21 protein-coding genes are annotated in these 24,036 nt (G+C 48.1%); 6 read left to right on the top strand and 15 right to left on the bottom strand.

The annotated features are described in order from the left end of the window. Positions 1 to 264 precede the first annotated feature (264 nt). The 3 genes from HC229_RS05415 to HC229_RS05405 are packed head-to-tail and all read right to left on the bottom strand — an operon-like array spanning position 265 to position 3,948. Positions 265 to 984, bottom strand: a complete 720-nt coding sequence (locus HC229_RS05415; RefSeq protein ID WP_191019438.1) for a LytR/AlgR family response regulator transcription factor — start codon at positions 982 to 984, stop codon at positions 265 to 267. After that, the gene (locus HC229_RS05410; RefSeq protein ID WP_191019437.1) at positions 953 to 1,687 is read right to left on the bottom strand and encodes a sensor histidine kinase; all 735 of its coding nucleotides are present in this window, start codon (positions 1,685 to 1,687) and stop codon (positions 953 to 955) included. Before HC229_RS05410 ends, HC229_RS05415 begins: the two co-directional genes overlap by 32 nt. Next, the gene (locus HC229_RS05405; protein WP_191019436.1) at positions 1,684 to 3,948 is read right to left on the bottom strand and encodes a cation:proton antiporter domain-containing protein; all 2,265 of its coding nucleotides are present in this window, start codon (positions 3,946 to 3,948) and stop codon (positions 1,684 to 1,686) included. The genes HC229_RS05410 and HC229_RS05405 overlap by 4 nt, the downstream gene beginning before the upstream one ends. A gap of 229 nt (positions 3,949 to 4,177) precedes the next feature. Between HC229_RS05405 and HC229_RS05400 the strand changes: the two genes are divergently transcribed. After that, on the top strand, positions 4,178 to 6,604 hold the full coding sequence (locus HC229_RS05400; protein WP_191019435.1) for an efflux RND transporter permease subunit: 2,427 nt from the start codon (positions 4,178 to 4,180) through the stop codon (positions 6,602 to 6,604). A 230-nt stretch (positions 6,605 to 6,834) separates the two neighbouring features. On the opposite strand, the gene HC229_RS05395 is transcribed toward HC229_RS05400, so the two are convergent. Next, complete coding sequence (locus HC229_RS05395; RefSeq protein WP_191019434.1) at positions 6,835 to 7,314, bottom strand: hypothetical protein; 480 nt, start codon at positions 7,312 to 7,314, stop codon at positions 6,835 to 6,837. An 8-nt stretch (positions 7,315 to 7,322) separates the two neighbouring features. Beyond that, positions 7,323 to 7,949 carry a porin family protein gene (locus HC229_RS05390; protein WP_191019433.1) on the bottom strand — a complete coding sequence of 209 codons (627 nt, stop codon included), beginning with the start codon at positions 7,947 to 7,949 and terminating at the stop codon, positions 7,323 to 7,325. Between the two features lie 329 nt (positions 7,950 to 8,278). Here HC229_RS05390 and asnS point away from each other — a divergent pair, with 329 nt between their 5' ends. The 4 genes from asnS to HC229_RS05370 all read left to right on the top strand — a co-directional run bounded on the left by asnS (position 8,279) and on the right by HC229_RS05370 (position 12,342). Continuing rightward, entirely contained in the window at positions 8,279 to 9,712 is a 1,434-nt protein-coding gene (asnS, locus tag HC229_RS05385; RefSeq protein WP_191019432.1) for an asparagine--tRNA ligase, read from the top strand. Between the two features lie 97 nt (positions 9,713 to 9,809). Beyond that, positions 9,810 to 10,190, top strand: coding sequence for a GxxExxY protein (locus HC229_RS05380; RefSeq protein ID WP_191019431.1), 381 nt, complete (start codon positions 9,810 to 9,812; stop codon positions 10,188 to 10,190). A gap of 86 nt (positions 10,191 to 10,276) precedes the next feature. Beyond that, entirely contained in the window at positions 10,277 to 11,734 is a 1,458-nt protein-coding gene (gene rpoN / locus HC229_RS05375) for an RNA polymerase factor sigma-54 (RefSeq protein WP_191019430.1), read from the top strand. A gap of 2 nt (positions 11,735 to 11,736) precedes the next feature. After that, entirely contained in the window at positions 11,737 to 12,342 is a 606-nt protein-coding gene (locus tag HC229_RS05370; RefSeq protein WP_191019429.1) for a hypothetical protein, read from the top strand. Here the strand turns inward: HC229_RS05370 and HC229_RS05365 are convergent. From HC229_RS05365 to HC229_RS05355, 3 genes are all read right to left on the bottom strand, one after another. Continuing rightward, positions 12,337 to 13,053, bottom strand: coding sequence for a porin family protein (locus HC229_RS05365; RefSeq protein ID WP_191019428.1), 717 nt, complete (start codon positions 13,051 to 13,053; stop codon positions 12,337 to 12,339). The genes HC229_RS05370 and HC229_RS05365 overlap by 6 nt on opposite strands. 143 nt (positions 13,054 to 13,196) lie before the next feature. Then, positions 13,197 to 13,616 (bottom strand): OsmC family protein, encoded by a 420-nt coding sequence (locus HC229_RS05360; protein ID WP_191019427.1) that lies wholly within the window; start codon positions 13,614 to 13,616, stop codon positions 13,197 to 13,199. Between the two features lie 111 nt (positions 13,617 to 13,727). Then, positions 13,728 to 14,756, bottom strand: coding sequence for an alpha/beta hydrolase (locus HC229_RS05355; RefSeq protein ID WP_223845530.1), 1,029 nt, complete (start codon positions 14,754 to 14,756; stop codon positions 13,728 to 13,730). Positions 14,757 to 14,864: 108 nt separating this feature from the next. Here HC229_RS05355 and HC229_RS05350 point away from each other — a divergent pair, with 108 nt between their 5' ends. After that, positions 14,865 to 15,839, top strand: a complete 975-nt coding sequence (locus HC229_RS05350) for a hydrogen peroxide-inducible genes activator (RefSeq protein WP_191019426.1) — start codon at positions 14,865 to 14,867, stop codon at positions 15,837 to 15,839. Positions 15,840 to 15,858: 19 nt separating this feature from the next. Here HC229_RS05350 and HC229_RS05345 read toward each other — a convergent pair whose 3' ends face one another. From HC229_RS05345 to HC229_RS05315, 7 genes are all read right to left on the bottom strand, one after another. Then, on the bottom strand, positions 15,859 to 16,641 hold the full coding sequence (locus HC229_RS05345; protein ID WP_191019425.1) for an AraC family transcriptional regulator: 783 nt from the start codon (positions 16,639 to 16,641) through the stop codon (positions 15,859 to 15,861). Positions 16,642 to 16,723: 82 nt separating this feature from the next. Further along, positions 16,724 to 17,692 (bottom strand): SDR family oxidoreductase, encoded by a 969-nt coding sequence (locus HC229_RS05340; RefSeq protein WP_191019424.1) that lies wholly within the window; start codon positions 17,690 to 17,692, stop codon positions 16,724 to 16,726. A gap of 12 nt (positions 17,693 to 17,704) precedes the next feature. Beyond that, positions 17,705 to 18,613, bottom strand: coding sequence for an oxidoreductase (locus tag HC229_RS05335; RefSeq protein WP_191019423.1), 909 nt, complete (start codon positions 18,611 to 18,613; stop codon positions 17,705 to 17,707). A gap of 76 nt (positions 18,614 to 18,689) precedes the next feature. After that, entirely contained in the window at positions 18,690 to 19,577 is an 888-nt protein-coding gene (locus HC229_RS05330; protein WP_191019422.1) for a GNAT family N-acetyltransferase, read from the bottom strand. A 68-nt stretch (positions 19,578 to 19,645) separates the two neighbouring features. After that, the gene (locus HC229_RS05325; protein ID WP_223845529.1) at positions 19,646 to 20,689 is read right to left on the bottom strand and encodes a cytochrome d ubiquinol oxidase subunit II; all 1,044 of its coding nucleotides are present in this window, start codon (positions 20,687 to 20,689) and stop codon (positions 19,646 to 19,648) included. Next, the gene (locus HC229_RS05320) at positions 20,673 to 21,974 is read right to left on the bottom strand and encodes a cytochrome ubiquinol oxidase subunit I (protein WP_191019421.1); all 1,302 of its coding nucleotides are present in this window, start codon (positions 21,972 to 21,974) and stop codon (positions 20,673 to 20,675) included. The genes HC229_RS05325 and HC229_RS05320 overlap by 17 nt, the downstream gene beginning before the upstream one ends. 144 nt (positions 21,975 to 22,118) lie before the next feature. Further along, a complete protein-coding gene (locus HC229_RS05315) occupies positions 22,119 to 23,819 on the bottom strand; it encodes a sodium:solute symporter family transporter (RefSeq protein ID WP_191019420.1) in 1,701 nt (566 codons plus the stop codon). Between the last annotated feature and the right edge of the window lie 217 nt (positions 23,820 to 24,036).

Below are 24,036 nucleotides of genomic sequence, written 5' to 3'. Positions count from 1 at the left end.
CGCGGCAAAGATGGCGTTCGGATTTAAATTTTGGAACAGCGTTTTGGACGATTTTGAGTGGGATGTAACAGGATAGGGAAAATTTGTAATAAGTTTTGCTGTTAGCGAGAGGAAGGGAAATGGACGGGGCTTTTTGGGTTTAGTTAGCGTTGGGCTTGGTTTTGGAGAATTTAACATTTTGGGAGGAAAATCTGTAAGGGTGATTTTGGGTGAATCGTAAATTTAGGGTGGCGGGTGGGGCGCAATGTTTCCGAACCGGCAAACTCAGTCGTTTAACTTTGTCGAAAATTCCGACCTATATATTTCCGAGAGCACAACCACTTTGGGATTTCCGTTTTCCTCGTTCAGCGTAGTCACTATCGATTGGGCCGAAAAAACGCGCACCGCCCTAATGGCCAATATTTCCCGTTTATTGACACGGCAAAAATCCGATTCCGGGAGCTGTCGCAGCAGCGTTTGGAAATTGATGTTTTTAAGCAAAAGCTTACTCCCATCGTCGAGAAAAACGGTTTTGTCCCGTGAATCCTTTTCGGCGGTCGCGATGAGTAAAATACGACGAAAATACAAGATTGCACGCCCTTTGTCGGTTATGGGCTGAAAGAACGCCGGCTTTTCCCGCTTATTCGAGAATTGCTGGATCGCTTTGTGGATCGCCTTTTCGAGACGGTCGGATTTCACGGGTTTCACGATGTAGTCGACGGCTTCCAAATCGAACGCATCGGTTGCGTAGTGCTTGTAGGCGGTGGTAAAAATGACGAGTTTTCCCTTAAGTGCCGATGCGAGCTTAAGTCCCGAAATTCCGGGCATTTCGATATCGGTGATGCACAAATCGAAATCGAGGTTTTCCTTTTCGGATAAAAACTTTTCAGGATCGTTGAAGGCTTTGACGACCTCGATCTCAGAAATCTGTCCGCACAATATTTTCAGGAGTGCCAAGCCGGGAAGCTCATCGTCAAGCAGTATGCATCTGAGTTTTGAATCCACGAAGATCGATTTTGAGATGGGCCGTATAAACTTGATTTTCTATGAAACGCTCGAGTTTGAAGCGTTCTTTGTACACTATGGAAAGTCGCTTTTCGAGAGCGTTCACACCAATCCCCGACTTCTCCTTTTGCAGCGCCTTCTTTTCGGAAATCTTATTGGAAACCGTTAGCGACAATGTGCCGCGCGAGAACTCGAAAACGACTGAAATAAACGAATCCGGATTTTGGAGGTCGGCGTGTTTAAAGGCGTTTTCGATGAGATCGGTCACAACCAGCGGCGCCAGTTTTTCGTTGTTATAATCCGCGTCCGACTCGTCGATTTTTGTCTTGACCCGTAAATCAAACAGCGGACTTACCTTGATTTTATTGATTTCGACGAGACTCAGCGCAAAATCAATTTCCTCTTTAGGCGACACGAACTTCTTGCGGCTTTCGTATAAAATATAGTCGAGCACATTGGCGAGTTTGTCAAGCGCGAAATAGGTTTGGTAGGCATGCGATTGTATCGAATTCAGTATGTTTTTGAACAGGTGCGGATTGAGTTTGGACTCCAACGTCTCCAATTGAAGATCTTCGACTTTGCTCTCCAACTGTCCGAAGCGTTGCTCCGAAACTTTTTGCGACTTGGTTACCGCAAACAATCGGACGCCCAAAAAAATTACGGCACCCAACAGCAACACTATCACTGCGATTTCCCAGGTCACGGCTTGATGATTAGCACCGACGGCACGTTCGACAGCCAGACACTTTGCGAGTCGACGAGCCTTTTCCAGCTGTCGAGGCTCACGAGCATGATGTCGAAGTCGTCGAGAAATTCCTTTTTCATCGTGCGATCGAGAACGGTTTCGACCTGGCCCGGAAATTTTTTGCGCAACACGCTTAGTTCATCATTCGGAATGGTAGCTCCCGCCTCATCGACATTTTCCATGATTGAAACCGAGGCGTCGTTGTTGTAAATGAGTTTTTGGGCGAATTCCGACAGAAAACCATCCTCAGCACTGAAAAGCGGCATGAAAATCTTATTGAGCCCCACGAGATTTTTATCGACGAGAATTCCCACCGGCATTTTGGTACGCGTCGTGATTTGTCGCATGCGTTCCCCGAAAGGCGAATTTTCGAAAAGCCCTTCTTTCCCGATGAACTTGTCGATAAGACGGTCCGGATTGACGATTCTCGTGGTAAATCCGAGCAATTTACCCAGAAGCGAACCTTCAAATATAGAGCGTCCCAACCCAACGAGCAGCAAATCATATTCGCCCTTGTTGGCAATTTCGACAATATCGCTGTCGATGTCGTTCGAGGCTTTGAACAATGTCAGTACCTGTTGGTCGAGCTGTTCGGCTTCGGCTACGACGGGCGCGAACATCCGTCTTTCGTGTTCCTCGAGGTCAAAAGTGTGGAGTTCATTGCTCAACGTCATATGCAACGCCGTCACCGCGCAAGGATCGGCTTCCTTCCTGAGGAAACTGTTCGCCAGCCGCATCAACGATTTTCCCCTTCTCGGATTTCCGAAAGACACCAGGATCTTGTAGCGATCGTCAAGTTTGATCTGTTCGGGGATTATTGTCGTATTCGATTTAAAAATCCAATTGATCAGATCAAGCGCCGGGCCCGTCATAAAGGTTGTGACGATGGCCATGATGACCATGATCGTAAAGATTTCCGTCGAAAGCACGCCTAGGTCGTATCCGATGTTGAGTACGACAAGTTCCATAAGGCCGCGCGTGTTCATCAAAGCGCCGATGGTCAAACTGTCACGCCAGCTTTGGCCGACGAATTTGGCCGCAAGGGCACTTCCGATGAATTTTCCGGTAACGGCCACGACGATGACCCAAGCCATGACCTGGAACAATTCCGGACGGTCGATGAGCCCGATTTGGGTTCTCAATCCCGTAAAAACAAAAAATAACGGCAATAATAAAATCACCGAAACATCTTCGACTTTTTCAATCAAAATGCTGCGGAAACGCGTATTGTCAGGCATGATCGCGCCGGCCATGAACGCACCGAAAAGCGCGTGGATCCCGATGATTTCCGAAACATAAGACGAAATGATGAGCGTCAGCAGGAAAATGGCGACGACCGGTTTGCTCAAGCTAGAACGCGAATTTTTGAGTTCGGCCACACGCTTGAGAAACGGACGTACAACGTTGAGCATCAGGATCACATACACGATCGCCATTCCGATCACGTAAAGCGAACTCACGAACGATCCGGCTTTTACGATGGCGATCACCGTCGCGAGAATGCACCAGGCGGTAATATCGTCGGCGGCGGCGCAGGTAATGACGATTGCGCCCAATTTTGTCTTGTGGATGTTGCGCTCCTGCACGATCCTGGCCAAAACCGGGAAAGCCGTGATGCTCATCGCGATTCCCAAAAACAGTGAAAACGACAGGAATTCAACCGATTCGGGCGCGTAGGCCTCGTAGATGAAATACGACAAGCCAACGCCTAGCGTGAACGGAAATATGATGCTCGCGTGGGAAATTACCACGGCGTCGTTCGCTTTGTTGCGCAAGGCTTTGAGGTCGAGTTCCATGCCGACGACGAACATGAAGAAAATGAGTCCGATTTGGCTTAGGAACTGCAGATTTCCGAGCGATTCCTTCGGAAACAACATGCCCGAATATTCAGGAAAATACAATCCTACGAGTGATGGCCCGAGCACGATTCCGGCAATCATCTCACCGATTACCGTAGGCTGGCCGATCTTGCGGAAAAACCATCCGAAGACCCGGGCCACCAAAATAATCGTGATGACCTGGCAAAGCAGCAACGCCAACGGGTGCGAAAGGTTGTGCACCATCGAATCCAGGAACTGGCTCCATTGGTCTTTTACCGACGGCAACACGACATTGCGTCCGTTTTCGAGGTGCTTGCCTTGGGCGATGATCCAATACATCAGCGCTCCCAAACCGCCGATGGTGACGATGTAAAAAATGGAATTCTTGAAATTCTTCATGTTCGGATGGTGCGAAAAGCTCCCAAATATACAGATTTGCGGCGGGTTGGATTTGTTTAAGGTTTAAAGTTTGAGGTTTAAAGTTCGGACGGCTTCGACCTTAAACCTCGGATGTTAAACTTCAAACCGCTGTATCTGTTAAAATTCCATCAAATCTAACCGAAAACAACGATGGGAATCCTTTATAAACCTCGGCGATTGTCTAAATTTGCAGCCTCAAAAACAACGCATGGTCAAATGGAATAGCCTCGGCATCTGGGAACTCATAGCGCGTATCGTGTTGCGCAACAAGACACTGATGCTCGTTCTGGTCGCCATTGTGACGGCGTTGCTGGTCAACCAGTGGAAACACATCGAGTTCAGTTATACCGAAGCCAACCTGCTCCCGGCCGACGATCCTACAAATGTAGAATACGACGCCTTCCTTGAAAAATTCGGGGAGGAAGGCAACCTCATCGTCATCGGACTCAAGGACAGCGTGCTTTTTACGCCGAAGACGTACGCGCCGTGGACCAAGCTGATGCAAAAAATCGGCAAGGATCCCAATGTAGATCTGGTCGTCGATGTGCACAACCTCAAAAAATTACAGCGCAACGATTCGCTCGCCACATTTGAACTCGTCGATTTTACCGACAATGCCAAGGCAAATGACGCGACCTATCTCAAATCGGTACGCGAACAGCTTTTCAACGATTTACCGTTTTACGAAGGGTTGCTGTTTAATAAAAAATCAGGAACGGTGCGCGCTGCGATTTATCTCGACAAGAAAATCGTGAACACATCAGCCAGGAAAGATTTCGTGCTGCAAAAACTCCTTCCCGCGATCGAGATTTTCAAGCAGGAATCTGGCGTAGAACCGCGTGTTTCGGGAATGCCTTACATCAGGACGCTTAGCGCGGAAACCATAAAAAGTGAAATCGGGTTGTTTATCGGAGCCTCGCTTTTGGTCACGTCGTTGCTGTTCTTCTTCTTTTTCAGGAGCGTGCGTGCGACGGCTATTTCGATGTTTATCGTGATCATTGGCGTGTTGTGGTCGTTCGGGTTTTTGGGACTATTCAATTACCAGATCACGGTATTGACCGCAATGGTTCCGGCGTTGATCATCGTCATCGGAATCCCAAATTGCATCTTCCTGACCAATAAATACCACCAGGAATTCTTCGTGCATCGCAACAAAGTCAAGGCCTTGCAGCGCGTTACGACGAAAATCGGGATGGCGACGCTCATGACGAACGTAACCACGGCAATCGGGTTTGCGACGTTCATTACCTCGAACAATAAATTGCTCATTGAATTCGGAAACGTGACGGCCGTGAACATCATCGCGCTGTTTTGCCTTTCCCTGATCTTGATCCCGATTCTTCACAGTTATATCCCGCCGCCAAAAGACCGTCACCTGCGCCATTTGGAGCGCGGGTCCGTCAAAGGCTTCATGGACTGGATTCTCGACACGGTCAAACACAAACGGTTCGCGATCTATACATTGTCTGCGGGTTTGCTGGCGATCGCAATGCTCGGGATTTCCGAGATGCGCATTTCCGGAAGCCTCATCGAAGACATGCCTAAAAAAACCGATTTTTTTAAAGACATCGCCTTTTTCGAGAAAGAGTTTGACGGCGTGATGCCGCTTGAGATCATGATCGACAGCAAGCGTCCGAAGGGCATTATGAAACTTTCGACGTTGCACAAAATGGAGGAGTTCGAAAACGAAATCGACGAAATCCAGGAGTTGTCGAAGCCGATTTCGGTGGTGAGCCTCGTCAAATATTCCAAGCAAGCCTACTACAACGGAAATCCTGAGTATTTCGAATTGCCGACGTCCCAGGAACAGTCGTTTATTTTGTCGTATGCGAAAAACGCGACCAAAGGCGGCAAACAGAATCTTATGAAGTCGTATGTCGATTCTACCGGAAGATTCGCGCGCATCACCGCTTTCATGCGCGACGACAACGGCGAACGCATCCCTGAAATCGAGGCGCGGATCAAGCGGGAGGCAAAAAAGATATTTCCCGAAGATCGCTTTTCAGTTAGCGTTACAGGAAAATCGCTCGTCTTCCAGAAAGGCACGGGTTATTTGCTCGACAATTTGCTTTCGTCATTGCTTTTCGCTTTTTTCCTGACCGGTTTGCTCGTGGCTTTTATGTTCCGGTCGATCAAAATGGTGTTGGTTTCCCTGATCCCAAATATGTTGCCGTTGCTGTTGACGGCAGGCGTCATGGGCTTTCTCGACATTCCGCTCAAGCCGAGTACGATATTGGTCTTTGGTATCGCTTTTGGATTGTCGGTCGATGATACGCTGCGGTTTTTGGCGCAATACCGCGAAGAGCTCAAGCGCAACAATTGGCGCATCAGGCGTTCGGTTTACGCTACATTCAACGATGCGGGATTGAGCATGTTTTACACCTCGATCGTGCTTTTCTTTGGATTTTCGGTTTTTATGCTGTCCGATTTTGGAGGAACTGTAGCCCTAGGCGGTTTGGTGTCGCTGACGTTGTTTTGCGGCATGCTTTCGAACCTGATGTTGTTGCCGGCTTTGGTCCTGACACTCAACAAATCGCTGATCAACGAGCAGGAGATTAAGCCATCGCTTATCGATATTGCCGAGCATACCGATGATGAAATCGAGAGCAGGCCGGGGCATAAGGATCTTTCGTAGGTAATTACTTCGGTTTTGTGGGATTTTCATATCGATGCGGGTTTTTTGTCGTTGACATCGGCGGTAGAAGATGGTGAGAAGCTAGATGGTCGGGTTTTGAAAATTTAAGAAAATGTGTGTTTTTCCTGTACTTGAGTGTTGCCCGATTGGGATATCTTGAGGGCGGGTGGCGGGGGAATTTTTAAGGTGGGAATTTTCAAAAAATCAGCCTCGCACGATAATAGTTCATCTCATTTTTTTACAGCTGCGGTTTTATTGGTTTTCGGGTTGTAAGCTTCCGAATTGACACGGTAACCCAAAATTTTGATTGTTTCTTGCTCTTTCTCGAGCGTAACAATTTCTTCAGACATATAGTTCGTCCGCTTTATATCATATACCAAAACGTATTCTGAGCGTGGGTTCGTGCCGCTGACCACCGTCGTGTTCCATTCCCGTAATTTACGTTCCTGCATATCGCCCAAAATCGAATCGTTTCTTGCATAAAACTTAAGCAATTCGTCCTTGGTCGCGACAGCGAAGAAGTTTTCACTAAAAAACGGAAGCGTTTTCGCGTAGTCTTTTGTAGAGAGAACTTTGAAGAAATTCTCGGAGACTGCCTCGGCCTCGACTTTGTCCTGTTCCCGGTTCGAATTCGTCGAGTTAAACTGACAGGAAACCAAGAATGACAGAAAGAACACGATAATAGCTGTAAATTGGGTTGAAGTTCTCATTAACATGATTATTTATTGAATAGAATGCGGTCTAGATCCACGTTGACCGAAAAATAGCCTCCAAAAATCTTGCAACCGTTATATTGATCTTTATAAAATGGCGTAAGGCCATAATCAACCTTGCCCTGAACGTCGACAACTTTAAGGACGCGCCAACCTATTCCAAAATCGAGGTTGACGTATATTGGCTTGAAGTCGTCTGTGGCAGCCTCGTCGTTTTCCGGTGCGTTGACTTTTGAGTTCGTTAGAAAACCGAATTTTGGGCCTAGGATCATATAGAAGCCTTGTCTATACTTGCTCCCGAAATCGTATTTGAACAGAGGATTCACGTCCACATAATTCAAAGTGTAGCGCTCATTAAGAGACAAATTTGAAAAACCTTTCTCAAACGTTTTTTCATTAAAAGTAGCCTCGGCCTTTATGCCCATATTTTCGCTGAATTGATATTCGACGTATCCACCGAGGTTAAGAGCCGCAAATTCCTCGTTTCCCGAATCAAAGAAAACTTCATTTTGGCCGCTGTTCGAGCTTTGATCGTTATACATGTTGAGTCCGAGAATAACTCCGTACGACCAGTTTTGCGAATTTGCATGCGATGTAAAAGCGACGCACGCTAAAAGTAAAATTTTTCTCATGAAAATGATTGTGGGCGCAATATAACAAATCAGATGTATATGGTAATTTGGAGAATGAAATACTATTTGCCGGGATCTAACCTAACGTGTAACCTAGCCCGGATGGAAGCGGATAGCCCGCAAGCTGTGCGCGCCTGATTTTTGGGTGCGGGTGCGGCGACCGAAGGAAGCCGTGGCCGCACCTCAAAAAACGGCGCAAACGGCGCGGACTTGGAGCGAACAGCCGGAAAAGCTTCAAAAAAAAACATTTGAGCCGACACTTTTGCTCGTTCGTCTTTTGTCATTGCTCATTCGTCTCTATATTTGCAGCCTTAAACGTATTCTATATAATGAAACACACGAAAATCAAAGACCTTCTTTGCTGCACCAAGCCGCTGACGGACGTCACGGCCAAAGGTTGGGTGCGCACGTTCCGGAACAATCAGTTCATTGCATTGAATGATGGATCTTGCCTGAATAACATACAGTGCGTCGTGGATTTCGAGAATACGCCTGAGGAAACCTTGAAGCGAATCACCACTGGCGCAGCGGTTTCCGTATTCGGCGACTTGGTGGAAAGCCAGGGAAAAGGCCAGAAATACGAAATCCAGGTAAAAAAGATCGAGATTTTGGGCGATTCGGATGCGGAAAAGTTTCCGATGCAGCCTAAAAAACACTCTTTGGAATTCCTGCGTGCCAATGCGCATTTGCGTGTGCGGACGAATGCGTTCGGTGCGATCATGCGCGTGCGTTCGGTTTTGTCGTATGCGGTGCATAAATATTTCCAGGACAAAGGTTTCGTTTACGTCAACACGCCTGTGATTACGGGAGCTGACGCGGAAGGCGCCGGGGAAATGTTCCAGGTGACGTCGCTGCCGTTGGACAATTTGCCTAAAAATGAAACCGGTGGAATCGACTACAAGCAGGATTTCTTCGGACGTCATACGAATCTTACCGTTTCCGGACAATTGGAGGGCGAGACGTTCGCCATGGCTTTGGGACAGATTTATACGTTTGGCCCGACATTCCGCGCCGAAAATTCAAACACGTCGCGTCACCTTGCGGAATTTTGGATGATCGAGCCGGAAGTCGCCTTTAACGATCTCGACGACAATATGGATTTGGCGGAGGATTTTATCCAATACGTCATTAAATATGCGATGGACAATTGCGCCGAAGATTTGCAGTTTTTGGAGCAGCGACTCTTAGAAGAGGAAAAATCAAAACCTCAAGCGGAACGCAGCGAAATGGCGCTTCTGGAGAAGTTGAAATTCGTCTTGGAAAACAATTTTAAGCGTGTTTCATATACGGAAGCCATCGACATTTTGAAGGATTCGACTCCGAACAAAAAGAAAAAATTCCAGTTCATCATAGACGAATGGGGCGCCGACCTGCAAAGCGAGCACGAGCGTTTCCTCGTCGAAAAGCACTTCAAATGCCCGGTGATTTTGTACGATTATCCGGCCAACATCAAATCGTTTTACATGCGTTTGAACGAAGACCAGAAAACGGTTCGCGCGATGGACATCTTGTTCCCGGGAATCGGCGAAATCGTGGGCGGTTCACAGCGAGAGGAGCGATACGATGTCTTGGTTCAGAAGATGCGTGTCCTGGGAATTGACGAAGAAGAATTGTGGTGGTATCTCGATACGCGCCGTTTCGGAACCGCGGTCCACTCCGGCTTTGGGCTAGGTTTCGAACGACTCGTTTTGTTCGTTACCGGAATGACCAATATCCGGGACGTGATACCATTCCCGCGGACGCCGATGAATGCGGAGTTCTAAATAAAAGTCTTGAATTTTGACGCAAAGACCCAAAGGCGCTAAGACTCGAAGTTAGGTTTCGTATCTTAGCGCCTTAATATATTTATACGCCATACAGATGATCAATCCTAAACAAGAAAACATCGCAAAATCGATCGTTCATGCCGCCTATATGGTACATTCAAAATTAGGGCCGGGGCTGCTTGAAAAAATTTACGAAGTGTGTCTCGCTCACGAGTTAGATAAAGCAGGTCTTAAAGTTCAGAGACAGGTAAAAATTCCTCTTATTTATGATGGCATCTTATTCAAGGAAGGCCTGAGATTGGATCTTCTTGTAGAAGAATCGGTTGTGGTGGAAGTCAAATCTGTCGAACTGATAAACCCTGTTTGGAGTGCTCAAGTGTTAAGCCAATTGAAATTGACTGGGAAAAATATCGGATTTTTAATTAACTTTAATGTGCCTCTGATTAAACATGGCATCAAACGAATCATAAATTAGAAGCGATAGCTTCTTTATGTCTTTATGTCTCTGTGCCTTCGCGGCTTCGTGTTAAAAAATTAAAGCGTCGCAGACGCACTAAAAAAATGCTAAGACAATCATTAAACCTCAAACTCCAACAAAAGCTCTCGCCTCAGCAAATCCAGCTCATGAAGCTGATCCAGTTGCCTACGCAAGCCTTTGAACAGCGCTTGAAGGAAGAGATGAACGAGAATCCTGCGCTTGAAGGCGGACAGGAAGACGACGAATACGAAAAGGACGATTACGAAACCGATGAGTACGACGACTACGACGATAGTGAAACGATCGAAGCGGACGACATCAATATTGACGAATATTTATCTGACGACGACACGCCTGACTATAAATTGTCGGCAAACAATTATTCTGATGAAGAACAACGCGAATCCCCATTGGCGGCTTCGGTGAGCTTTCACCAGGATCTCATCAACCAGCTCAACACGTTTATCCTTACCGAAGACGAGCGCGAAATCGCCGAATTCCTTGTCGGAAGCATTGACGATCAAGGCTATATCAGGCGGTCGATTCCCGATATCGTTGATGACATGGCGTTTACACAAGGCATTTATACCGATGAAAAAACCGTCGAACGCGTGCTCCACATTGTACACGAACTCGAACCGTCCGGCGTGGGAGCAAGAGATTTGCAGGAATGTCTTCTGCTTCAGCTTAAACACAAAACGCCCACGGAATCCATAGAAATGGCAACCGACATCATCGAAAACCAGTTCGACGCATTTACCAAAAAACACTACGACAAATTGCGTGCGAAATACGGCGCGTCCCAGGAGCAGCTCAAAAAAGCGATAGACGAAATCGAGAAACTCAACCCCAAACCAGGTGGATCTTTTGCCAGCGGCACACGCCTCATCGAACACATCGTGCCTGATTTCGCCATCCGCGTTGTGGACGGCGAACTGGAACTGACGCTCAATGGCCGCAACGCCCCTACGCTTCACGTCTCCAAAGACTATCAGGAAATGCTGCAAACCTACAAGGATTCGCGCGAAAAATCGCAGCAGCAAAAAGACGCCGTGACATTCATCAAGTCCAAACTCGATTCCGCAAAATGGTTTATCGATGCGATCCGCCAACGACAAGAAACACTTTTCGTGACGATGAACGCGATCATGCATTACCAGCAGGAATTTTTCCTCGACGGGGACGAAACCAAATTGCGTCCGATGATCCTGAAGGACATTGCCGACCTCGTCGGATTGGACATTTCGACCGTTTCCCGCGTAGCCAATTCCAAATACGTCGACACGCCATACGGCACGAAACTCATCAAGGAATTTTTCTCAGAAGCTATGATGAACGATCAGGGCGAAGAAGTTTCGACTCTTGAAATCAAAAAAATTCTTCAGGATGTGATTGCCGAAGAGGACAAGAACAAACCGCTTCCGGACGATCAATTGGCCGATATCCTCAAAGACCGCGGCTATCCGATCGCAAGACGAACCATCGCCAAATACCGCGAGCAGCTTGACATTCCCGTGGCGAGGATGCGAAAAAAAATCTGACGGTGCGCAAAATCCTGCCTCTTTTTTCGTACGTATTCCACCCGGTTTTTATCTCGGTTTACGCCACGCTTTTTTATTTCCTGATTGACGTCAACCCATACAACAGCACGCAAAAATCGCTGATCTTACTTCAGATTTCGATCATAACGGTTTTTATCCCTACTTGTATTTTCTTCTTGTTGCGATCGCTCGGAAAAATCGATTCGATCATGTTGTCGAAATTGTCCCAGCGCAAGATTCCGTTGTTCATACAATGCATTTTGCTCTACATCCTGATTTCGAAAAGCATTACGATCGACACCATATTCGAACTGTTTTTCTTCTTTGCCGGTGCGATGGCGAGCACGTTTTTGGCGTTGTTGCTGAGTTTCGCAAAGATAAGGGCGAGTTTACACATGCTTGGGATAAGCGCGCTGACGGCTTTTGTGATGGGTTTGAGCTTCCACAACCAGGCGAATGCGCTTTTGATCATCGTCGGATTGGTGGCCGTCAACGGATTCGTGGCGAGCTCGCGACTCGAAATGAAAGCCCATACGCCGACGGAACTCGCCATCGGCTTTTTTTGCGGACTCGTGCCTCAGATCGCGTTGTGGTATTTCTGGCTATAAAATGTAGAACATCAGCCCAACGTTTACCGAACTCATATCGATGGAATTCCCATTTACGGAACCTTCCTTGAATATCGGATTCAGGCCGTATTGCACATAAAGGTTCCAGGTGTTGTAACCCGCGGCAAGATAGACGCTGTAGCGGAACTTGTTCAGGTCGTCGTTGTTGATGATGAGCGTCTTTCCGCCGTCACCGACGAATTTCGACCGGCTGTGCACGAGATAACTGAACTTGACGCCCGTGTAAACTCTCCAGAATTTATGGCTTTCGACGGTTGAATTGCGCCAACGGAACTCGATCGGGATGTCGATATAGTTCAAGGAAAGTTTGTTTTTTTCGTAATAGGTCGAGTCCGAAATCAGTTCGTATTCCGGGATGACGCCCTCTCCGTTGACGATCAAATTGTAGTTGAAATTCTGGAGCGCGTAACCAATGCCAGGCGCAATGGAAAACGTACGTTCCTCATTGATAGGGAAATCGCGTAGGAAACCAATCGTAAAACCTGCCGAAAATTTGTTCTGGGAAACATCTTTCGGCATCGCGGTCAGGATGTTATAAGTAAAGCTGGTATAGAACTGGTCTTCGCGATAGAGCGAATCGCGCTCGACATAACCGGGAATTTCAGGGAGCACGGCCGCCACGGAATCTTTTTCCTGGGAAAACGAAACAACGCCAAACAGCAGCCACAATACGGAGAAAAGGGTTCTCATGCAGAATGTTTCGCTAAAAGTACGAATTTCCGTCAACGGTTCTGGGATTTTGGTCGTTGGGATAAACCTCAGTGGTTTCCATAAGTCAGGTCAAAAAAAACAGGCCCCGAAGAGCCTGTTCCAATCAATCAGTCAAAAAACACTCAATCCAGTGTTGCGGTAAGTGTGATTTCGGCGTTGAGGACTTTTGAGACCGGGCAGATCGCCTTTGCCTTCGCCGCCAATTCCTGGAATTTATCCTCGGCCAAGCCCGGAACTTTTGCGTTGAGTTCGAGATGGATTTTAGTGATCGTCCCATCTTCGAATGTCAATCTCGCTTCGGTATCGAGATTTTCCGGGATATAGCCGGCGTCGCTCAAAAGGAAGCTCAACTGCATCGTATAACATCCAGAATGTGCGGCTGCGATCAATTCTTCCGGGTTTGTGCCCACGGTTCCGTCCTCGAATCGGGTCTTGAACGAAAGTTGGGTATCATCGAGAGTCTTGCTTTGGGTTGAAATGGTTCCTTTTCCTTCCATTCCTGTTCCTTTCCAGTTTGCGTTTGCTTTTCTTGTGAATTTCATAATTTCTGTGATTTACCGTTTGTAATTATTTGTAAGTGTTTGTTGTCGTTCGTTGTCGTTTGTTGTCGTTTAATTCAGTTTTGTCAAGATGGCACCAACAGGCGAATCTCGTTATCTCGTCCGGGCCTTGACGAAATCAATTGCCTGCTGAATTGCCGCTCTCGGTGCCGGTGTGTCGGTAATCGGATTCAACATTACGAAATCATGTATCGTCCCGATATAGCGGGTTGCCGTTACCTTTACTCCGGCCGCGTTCAGTTTTTTGGCATACGCTTCTCCTTCATCACGCAAAACGTCGTTCTCTGCCACGATCACAAGAGCCTGCGGCAATCCTTTGAGTTGATCAAGATCTGCGCGCAAAGGCGAGGCGTATTTTGAATTGCGATCCTCGGCTTTGGGAGCGTACGTTTTCCAGAACCAATCCATCGCGTTCCGGGTCAAAAAATGGCCGTTGGCAAATTGGTGATAAGAAGCGGTGTCGAGATTGTTGTCCGTTACCGGATAAAACAATAACTGGAAGTCTATTTCCGGACCTTTGCGATCTTTGGCCATCAACGTCACGGCAATTGCCATATTCCCGCCGACGCTGTCTCCCGCAACTCCCAGCTTCGCCGTGTTCAATCCGAGCTGCGAACCGTTGGCTTTGATCCATTTCGTCGCCGCGTACGCTTCTTCGTTTGCAACAGGGAAAAGTGCTTCCGGAGCCGGCGTGTAGTTCACGAAAACCACCGACACGTTGGCACCGGCGGCGATTTCACGCACCAGGCGCTCGTGAGTGAAAAAATTGCCGAGCACCCATCCGCCGCCGTGAAAATACATGACGGTCGGCAAGTTTCCTTTGGCACCTTTTGGCTTAACGATGGTCAGCTTTATCGTTTTTCCTTCCTGCGTTATCGTTTTTTCCGAAATATCAGACGGTTGTAACTTGTAGTCGCCGGTTTGCGCACCGATCAAAACCTTGCGGGCATCGTCGTAAGACAACTCATAAAGTTGTTTTCCTGTTCCGTCACCGTGAACGGCTTTAAGGAATTCGCGCGTTTTGCCTTCGACGGCGTAATTTCCGGAAAGTGCCGTATCTATTTGGCTGAAGCCGAGAATACCGCTAAAAAGCGCAATTGAAGTGATGATTTTAGTTTTCATGATTGAAGCTTTAGATTGTTGTGTTTTTTTGATGAATCAAAGATATGGCGACACAACATAATAAATCAAATTGATAATTTTTTACCTTTATAAAATAAAATTATAATCATGACATTACAGCAGCTAAAATATATCGTCGCTCTGGATGAAGAACGCCATTTCGCGCGCGCAGCTGAAGTCTGCATGGTGACGCAGCCGGGATTGACGATCCAACTCAAAAACCTCGAAGAAGAAATAGGAATTAAGATTTTCGACCGCAGCAAAGTGCCGTTGACGCCAACTTTTGCCGGAGTTGAAATCATACAACGCGCCAGGAAACTGCTACGCGAGGCCGACGACATACGGAATTTTGTGATTCGCCAAAAAAACACGTTAGAAGGCGAATTGAAACTCGGCGTGATCTCGACGTTGTCGCCTTACCTGATTCCGCTCTTCATCAAGTCGATGCGCGAACTGGCGCCAAAAGTTCATTTCATCATTCGCGAAGAATCGACTTACCATCTTATGCGCGACCTCGAATCTGGTGCAATCGACGTGGCGCTGATGGCAACGCCGACGGGAAATCCGAATTTAATCGAACATCCGGTTTTTTCCGAACCTTTCGTGGCTTACCTAAACGAAAACCATCCGAAAGCCTCAGATGATTTTTACGAACTCCAATCTACCGACAAACCCGAACTGTTGTTGTTGCAGCACGAATTCTGCTACAATGCCCAATTGCTTGACATTTGCGGAATTGAGAACACAAAAAAAATAAAGGAACAATTCACGTACGACATCAGCTCGATCGAAACCCTTAAAAATTTCGTGCGCGCCGGTTTGGGCTTTGCGATCATTCCGCAACTCTCGATACTCAATGAGAGTCACGCCGAACTTTTCAAGCCGTTCAAAGAACCCAAGCCTGTGCGCGAGATCAGCCTGGTCGTGACCGACACGTTTTCCAAAAAATTATTGCTCGAAAAAATGAACGAGGCTATTTGGAATTGCCTTCCGGACGAGCTCAAGAACGACTACAAATTCCGGAAAATCAAGTGGAACGACTCGCCTTATTTCATCGAGAATGTCAAGAATGCGATGGGCTAGATTTGCGGATTTAGACGGATTACGCGGCTTGGTTCGGCGCGTAGCCGAAGCGCTTCTTGAACGCCCGGGAAAAATGGGAAAGGTTTTCGAACCCGAGGTCGAGATAAATTTCGCTCGGTTTCCGCTTTTCGGATTGGATCAGGAAATGGGCCTCCTCCAATCGCTTTTGCGTCAGCCATTGCCCGGGCGTCGTCCCGAAAATATTCGAAAAATCACGTTTGAACGTAGACAGACTGCGACCCGTGAGAAACGCAAGCCGATCCAGGCTCACGTTGAACCGGAAGTTCTTGAGCATAAAGGCTTCCAAATCGATTTTTTCAGGTAGTGCCGTATTGAAAAAAACGCCTGATAAATCCGGGTTTCGGCGTAACAAAATCAGTAAAAGCTCTTCTCGTTTTACATCGGCAAATGTCTCATCGAGCGTTTCCGTCCCGTTGTAATACGGCTCGAGCGACCGGATAAAATTCCGGATGAGTGTATCGTCTTCAACAAAAATAAAAGAGTCGTCGGCAATCCAGTTGCGCTTACCAGGCTTGTGGCGCTCGTAAAACTTTTGCAGGAAAGCGGCGTCGAAGGTAATGATGACTTTTTCGAATTGTCCGTCGTTCTTGCGTTTCGTGTATCGCACGAGATGGTTTTTACGCGCGATGCAGTAGTCGCCTTCGGCCATCTCGTACTTTTTGTTGCCATCGAATGCGAGCATTGAACCCTTGAGCAAATACAGGAAAAAATGCTCGGGGATGAACTGTTCCGGCGAGATTTCCGGGCCGAGATGGCAGGATTGTATATTGTTGAATTTCATATGATCGTAATTCCGGTACGACAACGCAAATTTACGCCATTGAAGTTAAGAAACGTTAAGTTTTCGGGCCCGACCGACGAATTCACGCCTTGCCATATAACGAATCGACACTTGCCAAAATCGCGCTTTCCTTTGCGATCGGCTTCCAATCAAACCAATTTTTTGCTTTTTGGTTGTCCATGGAAATGTAAAACGAATCTTCGGTTTTGTGTTGGATGTTGATTTCAGATGCGAATTGCGGACGTTCCTTGCGGATGAGATCCGCCACGTCGGCGAAACTCATTACACCATCAGATGTCGCAAGGAAGCGTTCACCAGCGGCATCGGGATGCACCATCGCCTTGAGGTGCAAATCCGCCACGTCGCGAACATCTACGACACCGAACGTAAAATCAGGACTTTCGGTTATTTTCCCGTCGACTATTCCCTTTATCACCGTAGCCACGGAAGCCGAATAATTGTCGCCCATGACAGGCCCAAAAATCCCAACCGGATTTATCACGCTAAGTTCTAGCCCGTTTCCCTGCGTCCGGACAAAATTCCACGCCGCTTTTTCCGCGACGGTCTTCGACTTGATGTAAGCGGGAATCGGGGCGTTTTCATCGGTCCAGTCCACTTCGGAAAAAACGTGCGTCTTGTCGGGCTCGCTATACCCGATGGCGGCAAACGAAGAGGTCATGACCACGCGTTCGACGTTTGCTTCTTTGGCGGCCTTGAGCACGCGCTGTGCACCGTCACGGGCCGGCACGATAAGTTCGTTTTCGTCTTGAGGATTGTCCGCCGGAAACGGAGAGGCGACGTGGAGCACATATCGGCAACCTGAAACGGCAGTGTACCAATTTTTGTCGGAGGTGAGATCCGCTTCGAAAAATTCGAGACGCGAAACATTTGCACCGGCGCTCTGCAACGCTTGCAACACCTTGCCTTTTTTAGCCAAAGCGCGAACTGTCGTGCGTACGGAATAACCCGCGTCGAGCAACTGTAACACCCATTGCAACCCGAGAAAACCCGAACCGCCTATGACCAGAACAGTGGTATCTGACGATTTCATATCCCTTGTCGTTTAGAATTCAAAATGAGTTGACGTGGCCGACTCCGCAAAATCCCACAACTTCTTCCATTGATTTTGGTCGCGGATCGCGTCGGAATCGTGTTTGGATTTGGCGGGATATCCTGAAAATTCTGATGCTCCGTCGGGTCCGTAAAAGTCACCGCTTTCGACCGACGGCTCGGTTGCCGCAAACAGGCTTGGAAGCGCGCCTTGCCAAGGTTCGGAAACCTGTGGAAATTTGGAGAACGCTTCCCGGAGGATCTTTGTAGGAATATGGCGCTGTAAATCTGTGTGCACGACGCCGGGATGTGCCGCAACCGATAGGATGTGGCTTCCGGATTGGCGCAAACGGCGGTGGAAGTCATAGGCGAATTGCAAATCGGCGAGCTTGCTGTCGTTATACGCTTTTTGGGAATCGTATCCGGTTTCGATCCTGAGATTGCCGAAGTCGATGCCGTTGGTCAATGTAGCGGCGCCGCTCGTGAGGGTGACGACCCGTGCGTTCGCGGCTGCTTTCAAAGTCGGAAACAAAAGCGCCGTCAATGCGAAATGCGAGAGGAAATTCACGCCGAACTGCAACTCGAAACCTTGTTTGGTCTTGGCCTCAGGCGTTAACATAATTCCAGCGTTATTGATAAGGATGTCTAACTTGTCGTGCCTGGCTTTGAACGCCTGGGCAAAGTTCCGTACCGATTCGAGGTCGGAGAGGTCGAGCATACCGATTTCGAGTCTGCCTTTGCTACCATCCGATACAATTTCTTCGAGGGCCGCTTGCGCTTTTTTGGAATCCCGGCACGCCAGGATCACTGTAGCACCCTTGTCGTAGAGGGCTTTGGCGGTTTCCTTGCCGATTCCCGTGTTGGCACCCGTGACGATAGCGAGCTTTCCGGATTGGTCGGGCATGTTGTTGATTGTCCACATAATTCGATTTTTTATGGGACAAAGTTCGCGCGCAAATTCCACGACAACTTTGCTCAAACGTCCAAAAAAACTTGACTCAAAGGCTCATTCGCAACAGCGGATACGGTTTCCCGAGACCGTCCGACCCGGTTTGCTCGTACGAACGAAATCCGGCCTTTTCGTAAAAACCTACCGCCTGGATATTGTCTTTATTGACTTCGACCTTGCGGACGCTCAAATGATCCAGCGCATAACCGAGAAGCAATTTGCCGATGCCTTTTGCGCGAAAATCATCGTGGACGAACAGCATTTCAAGATTGTCGTCGGAAACGCCCAGGAACCCGACGATCCTGTTTTCGATTTTGGCGATCTTCAAAGTCGGAACCGATCTGAAAACGGCTCCGGAATACACCAATTCCTTGAAAAACTCAAAGTCGTCGGGGTTCAAAAAATCGTGAGTGACTGCGACGGAACTTTGCCAAACGGCAGCCATTTCGTCGAAATCGGAGGCTTTTGCATCGGCCAACGCCAGATTCGCGAAGGTCGTGAACTCGTAAATTTCGAGGAACCGCCCGGGAATCTTACTCTCGAAAGAACCGATGACCACACCGTTCATCTTGTCGTAAAACCCTTTGGCATGGGGCTCTGCCACCAGTCGGAATATTGATTTCCCCAGCGTCGCGACCGTTCGCCTGATATCGGCAAAAATGAGCGACCCGAAACCTTTTCGCATGTATTGCGGCAGCAACCACAAATGGTCGAGTTCTGTGTTTTCCCCATCGATTATCGCATAGAATCCGATGAGTTCGTGATGGAAAAAAATCCGGACGACGTGATTGTGTGTGACATAATCGTGCGTCAGCGTGAGTTCGGTTCGCCACGAAGCAAGTTGCTCGTTCGAGTAGCCCCAGTTTTGTTTGGAAACATGGGCAATCCCGGATAATTGTCCGGCGTCGGATGGTTTGGCTCTTTCGAAATGCAGCATTTTTCGTTTTGTAGTAGTTCTGTTTTTGTCATATCCCTGATCGGGCGCTTGTTCCTTTAGAAAAACCATCACTCCTTCTCCAATATCTTGATCATGTGAAACGATTTCAGCAAATGTAAAAATCCCGGAATGATCAGCAAACCGCCAACGATCAGCGACCATCCCAACACGGTCATTACGCTATCCGGAGCGGTGTTTTGCATAAAGTCCAACTTTCCTGTTGTTGTGGCGATCACTTTCGGAAAATGCGTGATCGCAGCCGCAAATAAGATCAGTGCTACCTGCAATCCGGCGAAAAACCGGCATCTTTCGACGCGTCCGAAGCGTATCGCACGCCAAAGCGGATAAAGCAAAATAGCCGACGATACTACCGAACAAACCGCGAACGGATCGCGCACGAAATCCAGTACGAAATCGCGTCCCTGGGCGAATCCTGTTATCAAGACCAAAAATCCGGTGACGACCACTGCAATGACAGCGACCTTTCCTTTGCGGATGTACATCTCGCGTTGTGCATCCGAAACCTCGCCAATGAGGAAAACGGCGGCCAAAAACGTGCATAAAGTGGCATAAAAACAGCCGATCAGTATCGGGAACAATTGCAACCACGGATGAACATAAGCGTCGTAAAATCCGATGCCCGGATGGTCTTCGAGCAGCATGATGTCGCCCGTAACCAGCGCCCCGAAGGTCATCCCGAGGAAAATGGGCGTGATGAGGCAGGAGATCCTGAACAGATTGTCGTACAACTTTTGGGAACTCTGACCCTTTACGGCGTCATAGTGTCGGAAGATAAAAGCCGCGCCTCGCAAGGTGATCCCGAGCAAAACCAGTGTCAATGGAATATGCAGGTAAACCACGACTATGTTGTAGGTCATCGGGAACCCTATCCACAAAATCACGATCATGATGATGATCCAAATGTGATTCGCTTCCCAGACCGGCCCCATGACTTCGTAAACGGTCTTTTTGATGGGCTTCTGATTGTCCTTTGAGGAGAACAATTCTACGATTCCGGCTCCGAAATCGGCACCTCCCAACAAAACATAGAGGAAAAAAGAGACGACGAGAAAAACTAAAACGACGTAAAGCATATCAATCCAATTTTTCATTAAGCGCTTTGATTTGCCGGCGCATGAGCCAGATCACGGTAAGCGTGAGGATCGTGTAAAGCATCAGGTAAAAATAAAAACTGTAAATCATGCCGGGCATTGGCGTCACGGCGTCTTTGGTGCGCATTATTTTATGGATGATCCACGGTTGGCGTCCTACCTCAGTGACGATCCAGCCCGCTTCGAGCGCGATATAACCTGTTGGTGCCAATAGCGCGAACAGCAACCAGAACGACCGCTTTTCGCGCCATTTCTTTTTTCGGATGCTTATAAAATACACGATTGCGGACAACGCCATGACCATTCCCATTCCCACCATCACCTGGAACGCATAATGTGGGATCGCAATCGGTGGCAGTTCGTCTTTGGGAAAATCGTTGAGGCCTTTGACTTCCGCATCGAAATCGCCAAAAGCCAGAAATGACAAGGCTTTCGGAATTTCAATTTTGTGTGTCACCGTCTTTTTTTCTTCATCTACGATACCGCCGATAAACAGTGGGGCGCCTTTTTGAGTTTCAAAGTGCGCTTCCATCGCAGCTAGTTTTACGGGCTGACGTTTGGCAACGTCCTTTGCGGAAATATCTCCCGAAATGGGTTGCAGCAACGCGGCGATTCCGCCAAATGTAATGGCGATGCGGAAAGCTTTTGCGTGTAGTTCCGGATTGCGTTTTTTGTACACCTGCCAGGCGTGGATCCCGGCAACGGCGAAACCTGTGGAAGCAAATGCCGCCAATGTCATATGCAGGGCTTGGGAGAACCAGGCGTCGTTCAAAAATGCGGCTACGGGATCGACATTCAGGAATTTGCCATCGACGTAATCAAAGCCCGAGGGTGCGTTCATCCATCCGTTTGCCGACACTACCAAAATGCCGGATGCGACACCCGAAACGCCAATGATCACGCCGGTTATCCAATGGAAACGTTCGTTGATTTTATTCCATCCGTAAAGGTAAAACCCGATGGCGAGCGCTTCCACGAAAAATGCCGCGCCTTCGAGCGAAAACGGCATCCCGATGATAGGTCCGGCGTGTTTCATGAATTCCGGCCACAACAATCCCAATTCGAACGATAAAGCTGTTCCGGAAACGGCTCCGGTTACAAAGAATATCGCAACGCCTTTTTGCCATGCTTTGGTCAAGGTAAGGTAAACAGGGTCGCGTGTTTTGAGCCATTTGTAATGCGAGACGACCATAAAGAACGGCATGACCATCCCGATGCACGCAAAGACAATGTGGAACATTAACGTAAAAGCCATTTGGAGACGGGCTGCGTCGAGGTTGTCCATGGCAAAGGTTTTAGCGCCTTAAAGTTACGACGGCGGCGCTTCGGAACGAAATAATTGATGGTTTTTTTGGTCGTACATGTCCGATCTTAAACAAAAAAAAAGCCCCCGAACGATCGAAGGCCTTTCCCATATAAAATCAATAATTTACCAGAATCTTGCGTACAATGCCACCACGAGAAGCAACGTAATGACGATCAAAGCCAACGTAGAATTGGCGACCTTGAACATCGATTTGTCGAGTTCGAACGACTTCGGGTTTACTTTTGGCCCGAACAAACTCAAACTGATCATGAGCAGCATCGTGAAAAAGAACGACCATCCCATGCAAATGTGAAACGGGATTTCCCACTGGCCTTTTCCATTCGGGAACGCGGTGTAAAGCCAGGTTTCATGCCCGAATAATTCCGGCGCGTAGTTGTTGAACAATACCGACAATCCGAACCCGGCCAATACACCTGCAATTGCCGCGGTTCCTGTGGTTCGCTTCCAGAACATTCCAAGGAAGAACATCGCGAAAACTCCCGGGCTGATGAATCCTGTATATTTCTGGATGAACGTGAATCCGCCGGCGCCGCCGATTTCCAAGGTGTCGTTCCATGTCAGGCCGATTGAAATCACGAGCGCGACCAAAATCGCCACACGGCCGATCATTACAAGTTTTTTCTCGCTTGCGTTTTTATCGATGTACTTTTTATGGATGTCCAACGTGTAAATCGTCGAGATACTATTGGCTTTTCCGGCCAACGACGCCACGATCGCCGCTGTCAATGCCGCAAGTGAAAGCCCTTTGAGGCCGGTCGGCAAAAAGCCCAGGATCGCGGAATAGGCATTGTCCGCATTGAAATTACCGTTTGGCGCCATTTCGGTTTGCAAGCCTCCATTCTGGTAAATCACGTAAGCCGCGATTCCCGGTACCATCACGATAACCGGCATGGCGAGTTTCATGAATCCGGCGAAAAGGATGCCGGTGCGGGCGGTTTTGAGGTCCGCTCCAAGTGCGCGTTGTGTGATATATTGGTTGCAGCCCCAGTAATTGAGGTTGATGATCCATTGTCCCGCAAAATACATCGCAAATCCCGGCAACATCAGGTATTTGTTGATGTCGTCCTGGGAAGCGCCAGGGCCTGGTTTATCGATCATCATCTTGAAATGGTCAGGAGCCGCTTCCATCATTTTGTTCCAACCCGCGATGGCGTCGGTGCCTAATCCGAAGTGTTCGCTGACCAATGTCAGTGCGATATAGGTGGTGGCCAGACCTCCGATTACCAGTACGAGAACCTGGATTACGTCGGTAAACCCGATGACTTTCATTCCGCCGAGCGTGATCACAAGCGCAAAAATCGCCATCACGACGATGATGATGTGGAAGTTCCCGCCTCCGGCCATGTTGTCGATTGCGATCGCCCCGAGGTATAAAATTGAAGTCAGATTGACAAAAACGTACAAAAACAGCCAGAAAATAGCCATGATCAGGCTCACGCTTTCGTTATACCGCGTCTCGAGAAACTGCGGCATCGTGAAGATTTTGTTTTTCAGGTACACCGGAATGAACCAAACCGCGACGATGATCAACGTTACCGCGGCGACCCATTCGTAAGCTGCAACGGCAACGCCTGCAAAAAATCCGTTTCCTGACATCCCGATGAATTGCTCCGCGGAAATGTTCGATGCTATCAGTGAAGCGCCGATCGCCCACCAGGTAAGCGAGCCTTCTGCGAGGAAAAAGTCTTTGGAATCTGAGACACCGTCGCCTTTTTTCTTTTTGTAAATCCAGTAGCCGTAGCCCGCGACCACAAAAAAGTAAACGATGAAAATGACGTAGTCGATAGTGGCGAACTTACTCATAACTTATGTTTGTTTGGTAAAAATTGTCGGAGCCTTAACGGCAAAATTTCCAACGGGATCAATAATAACTAAACTCGCTAATATCATTCAAAATGGATAATGTTCTTAATCTTGAATTATCGGGATGCATTTCCACTGCGATTGTCTTGGGCGCATTTGGATCAACGGCAAATGAGCCGTTTCATCGATCAATGATTTAGTATGCTTCCGCGGCGCA

Origin of the sequence: Flavobacterium selenitireducens, from assembly GCF_014748335.1 — a bacterium.
Classification (GTDB): Bacteria; Bacteroidota; Bacteroidia; order Flavobacteriales; family Flavobacteriaceae; genus Flavobacterium; species Flavobacterium selenitireducens.
Note: the sequence above shows the minus strand (reverse complement) of the source record. Positions and strands in the feature narration are given on the sequence as shown.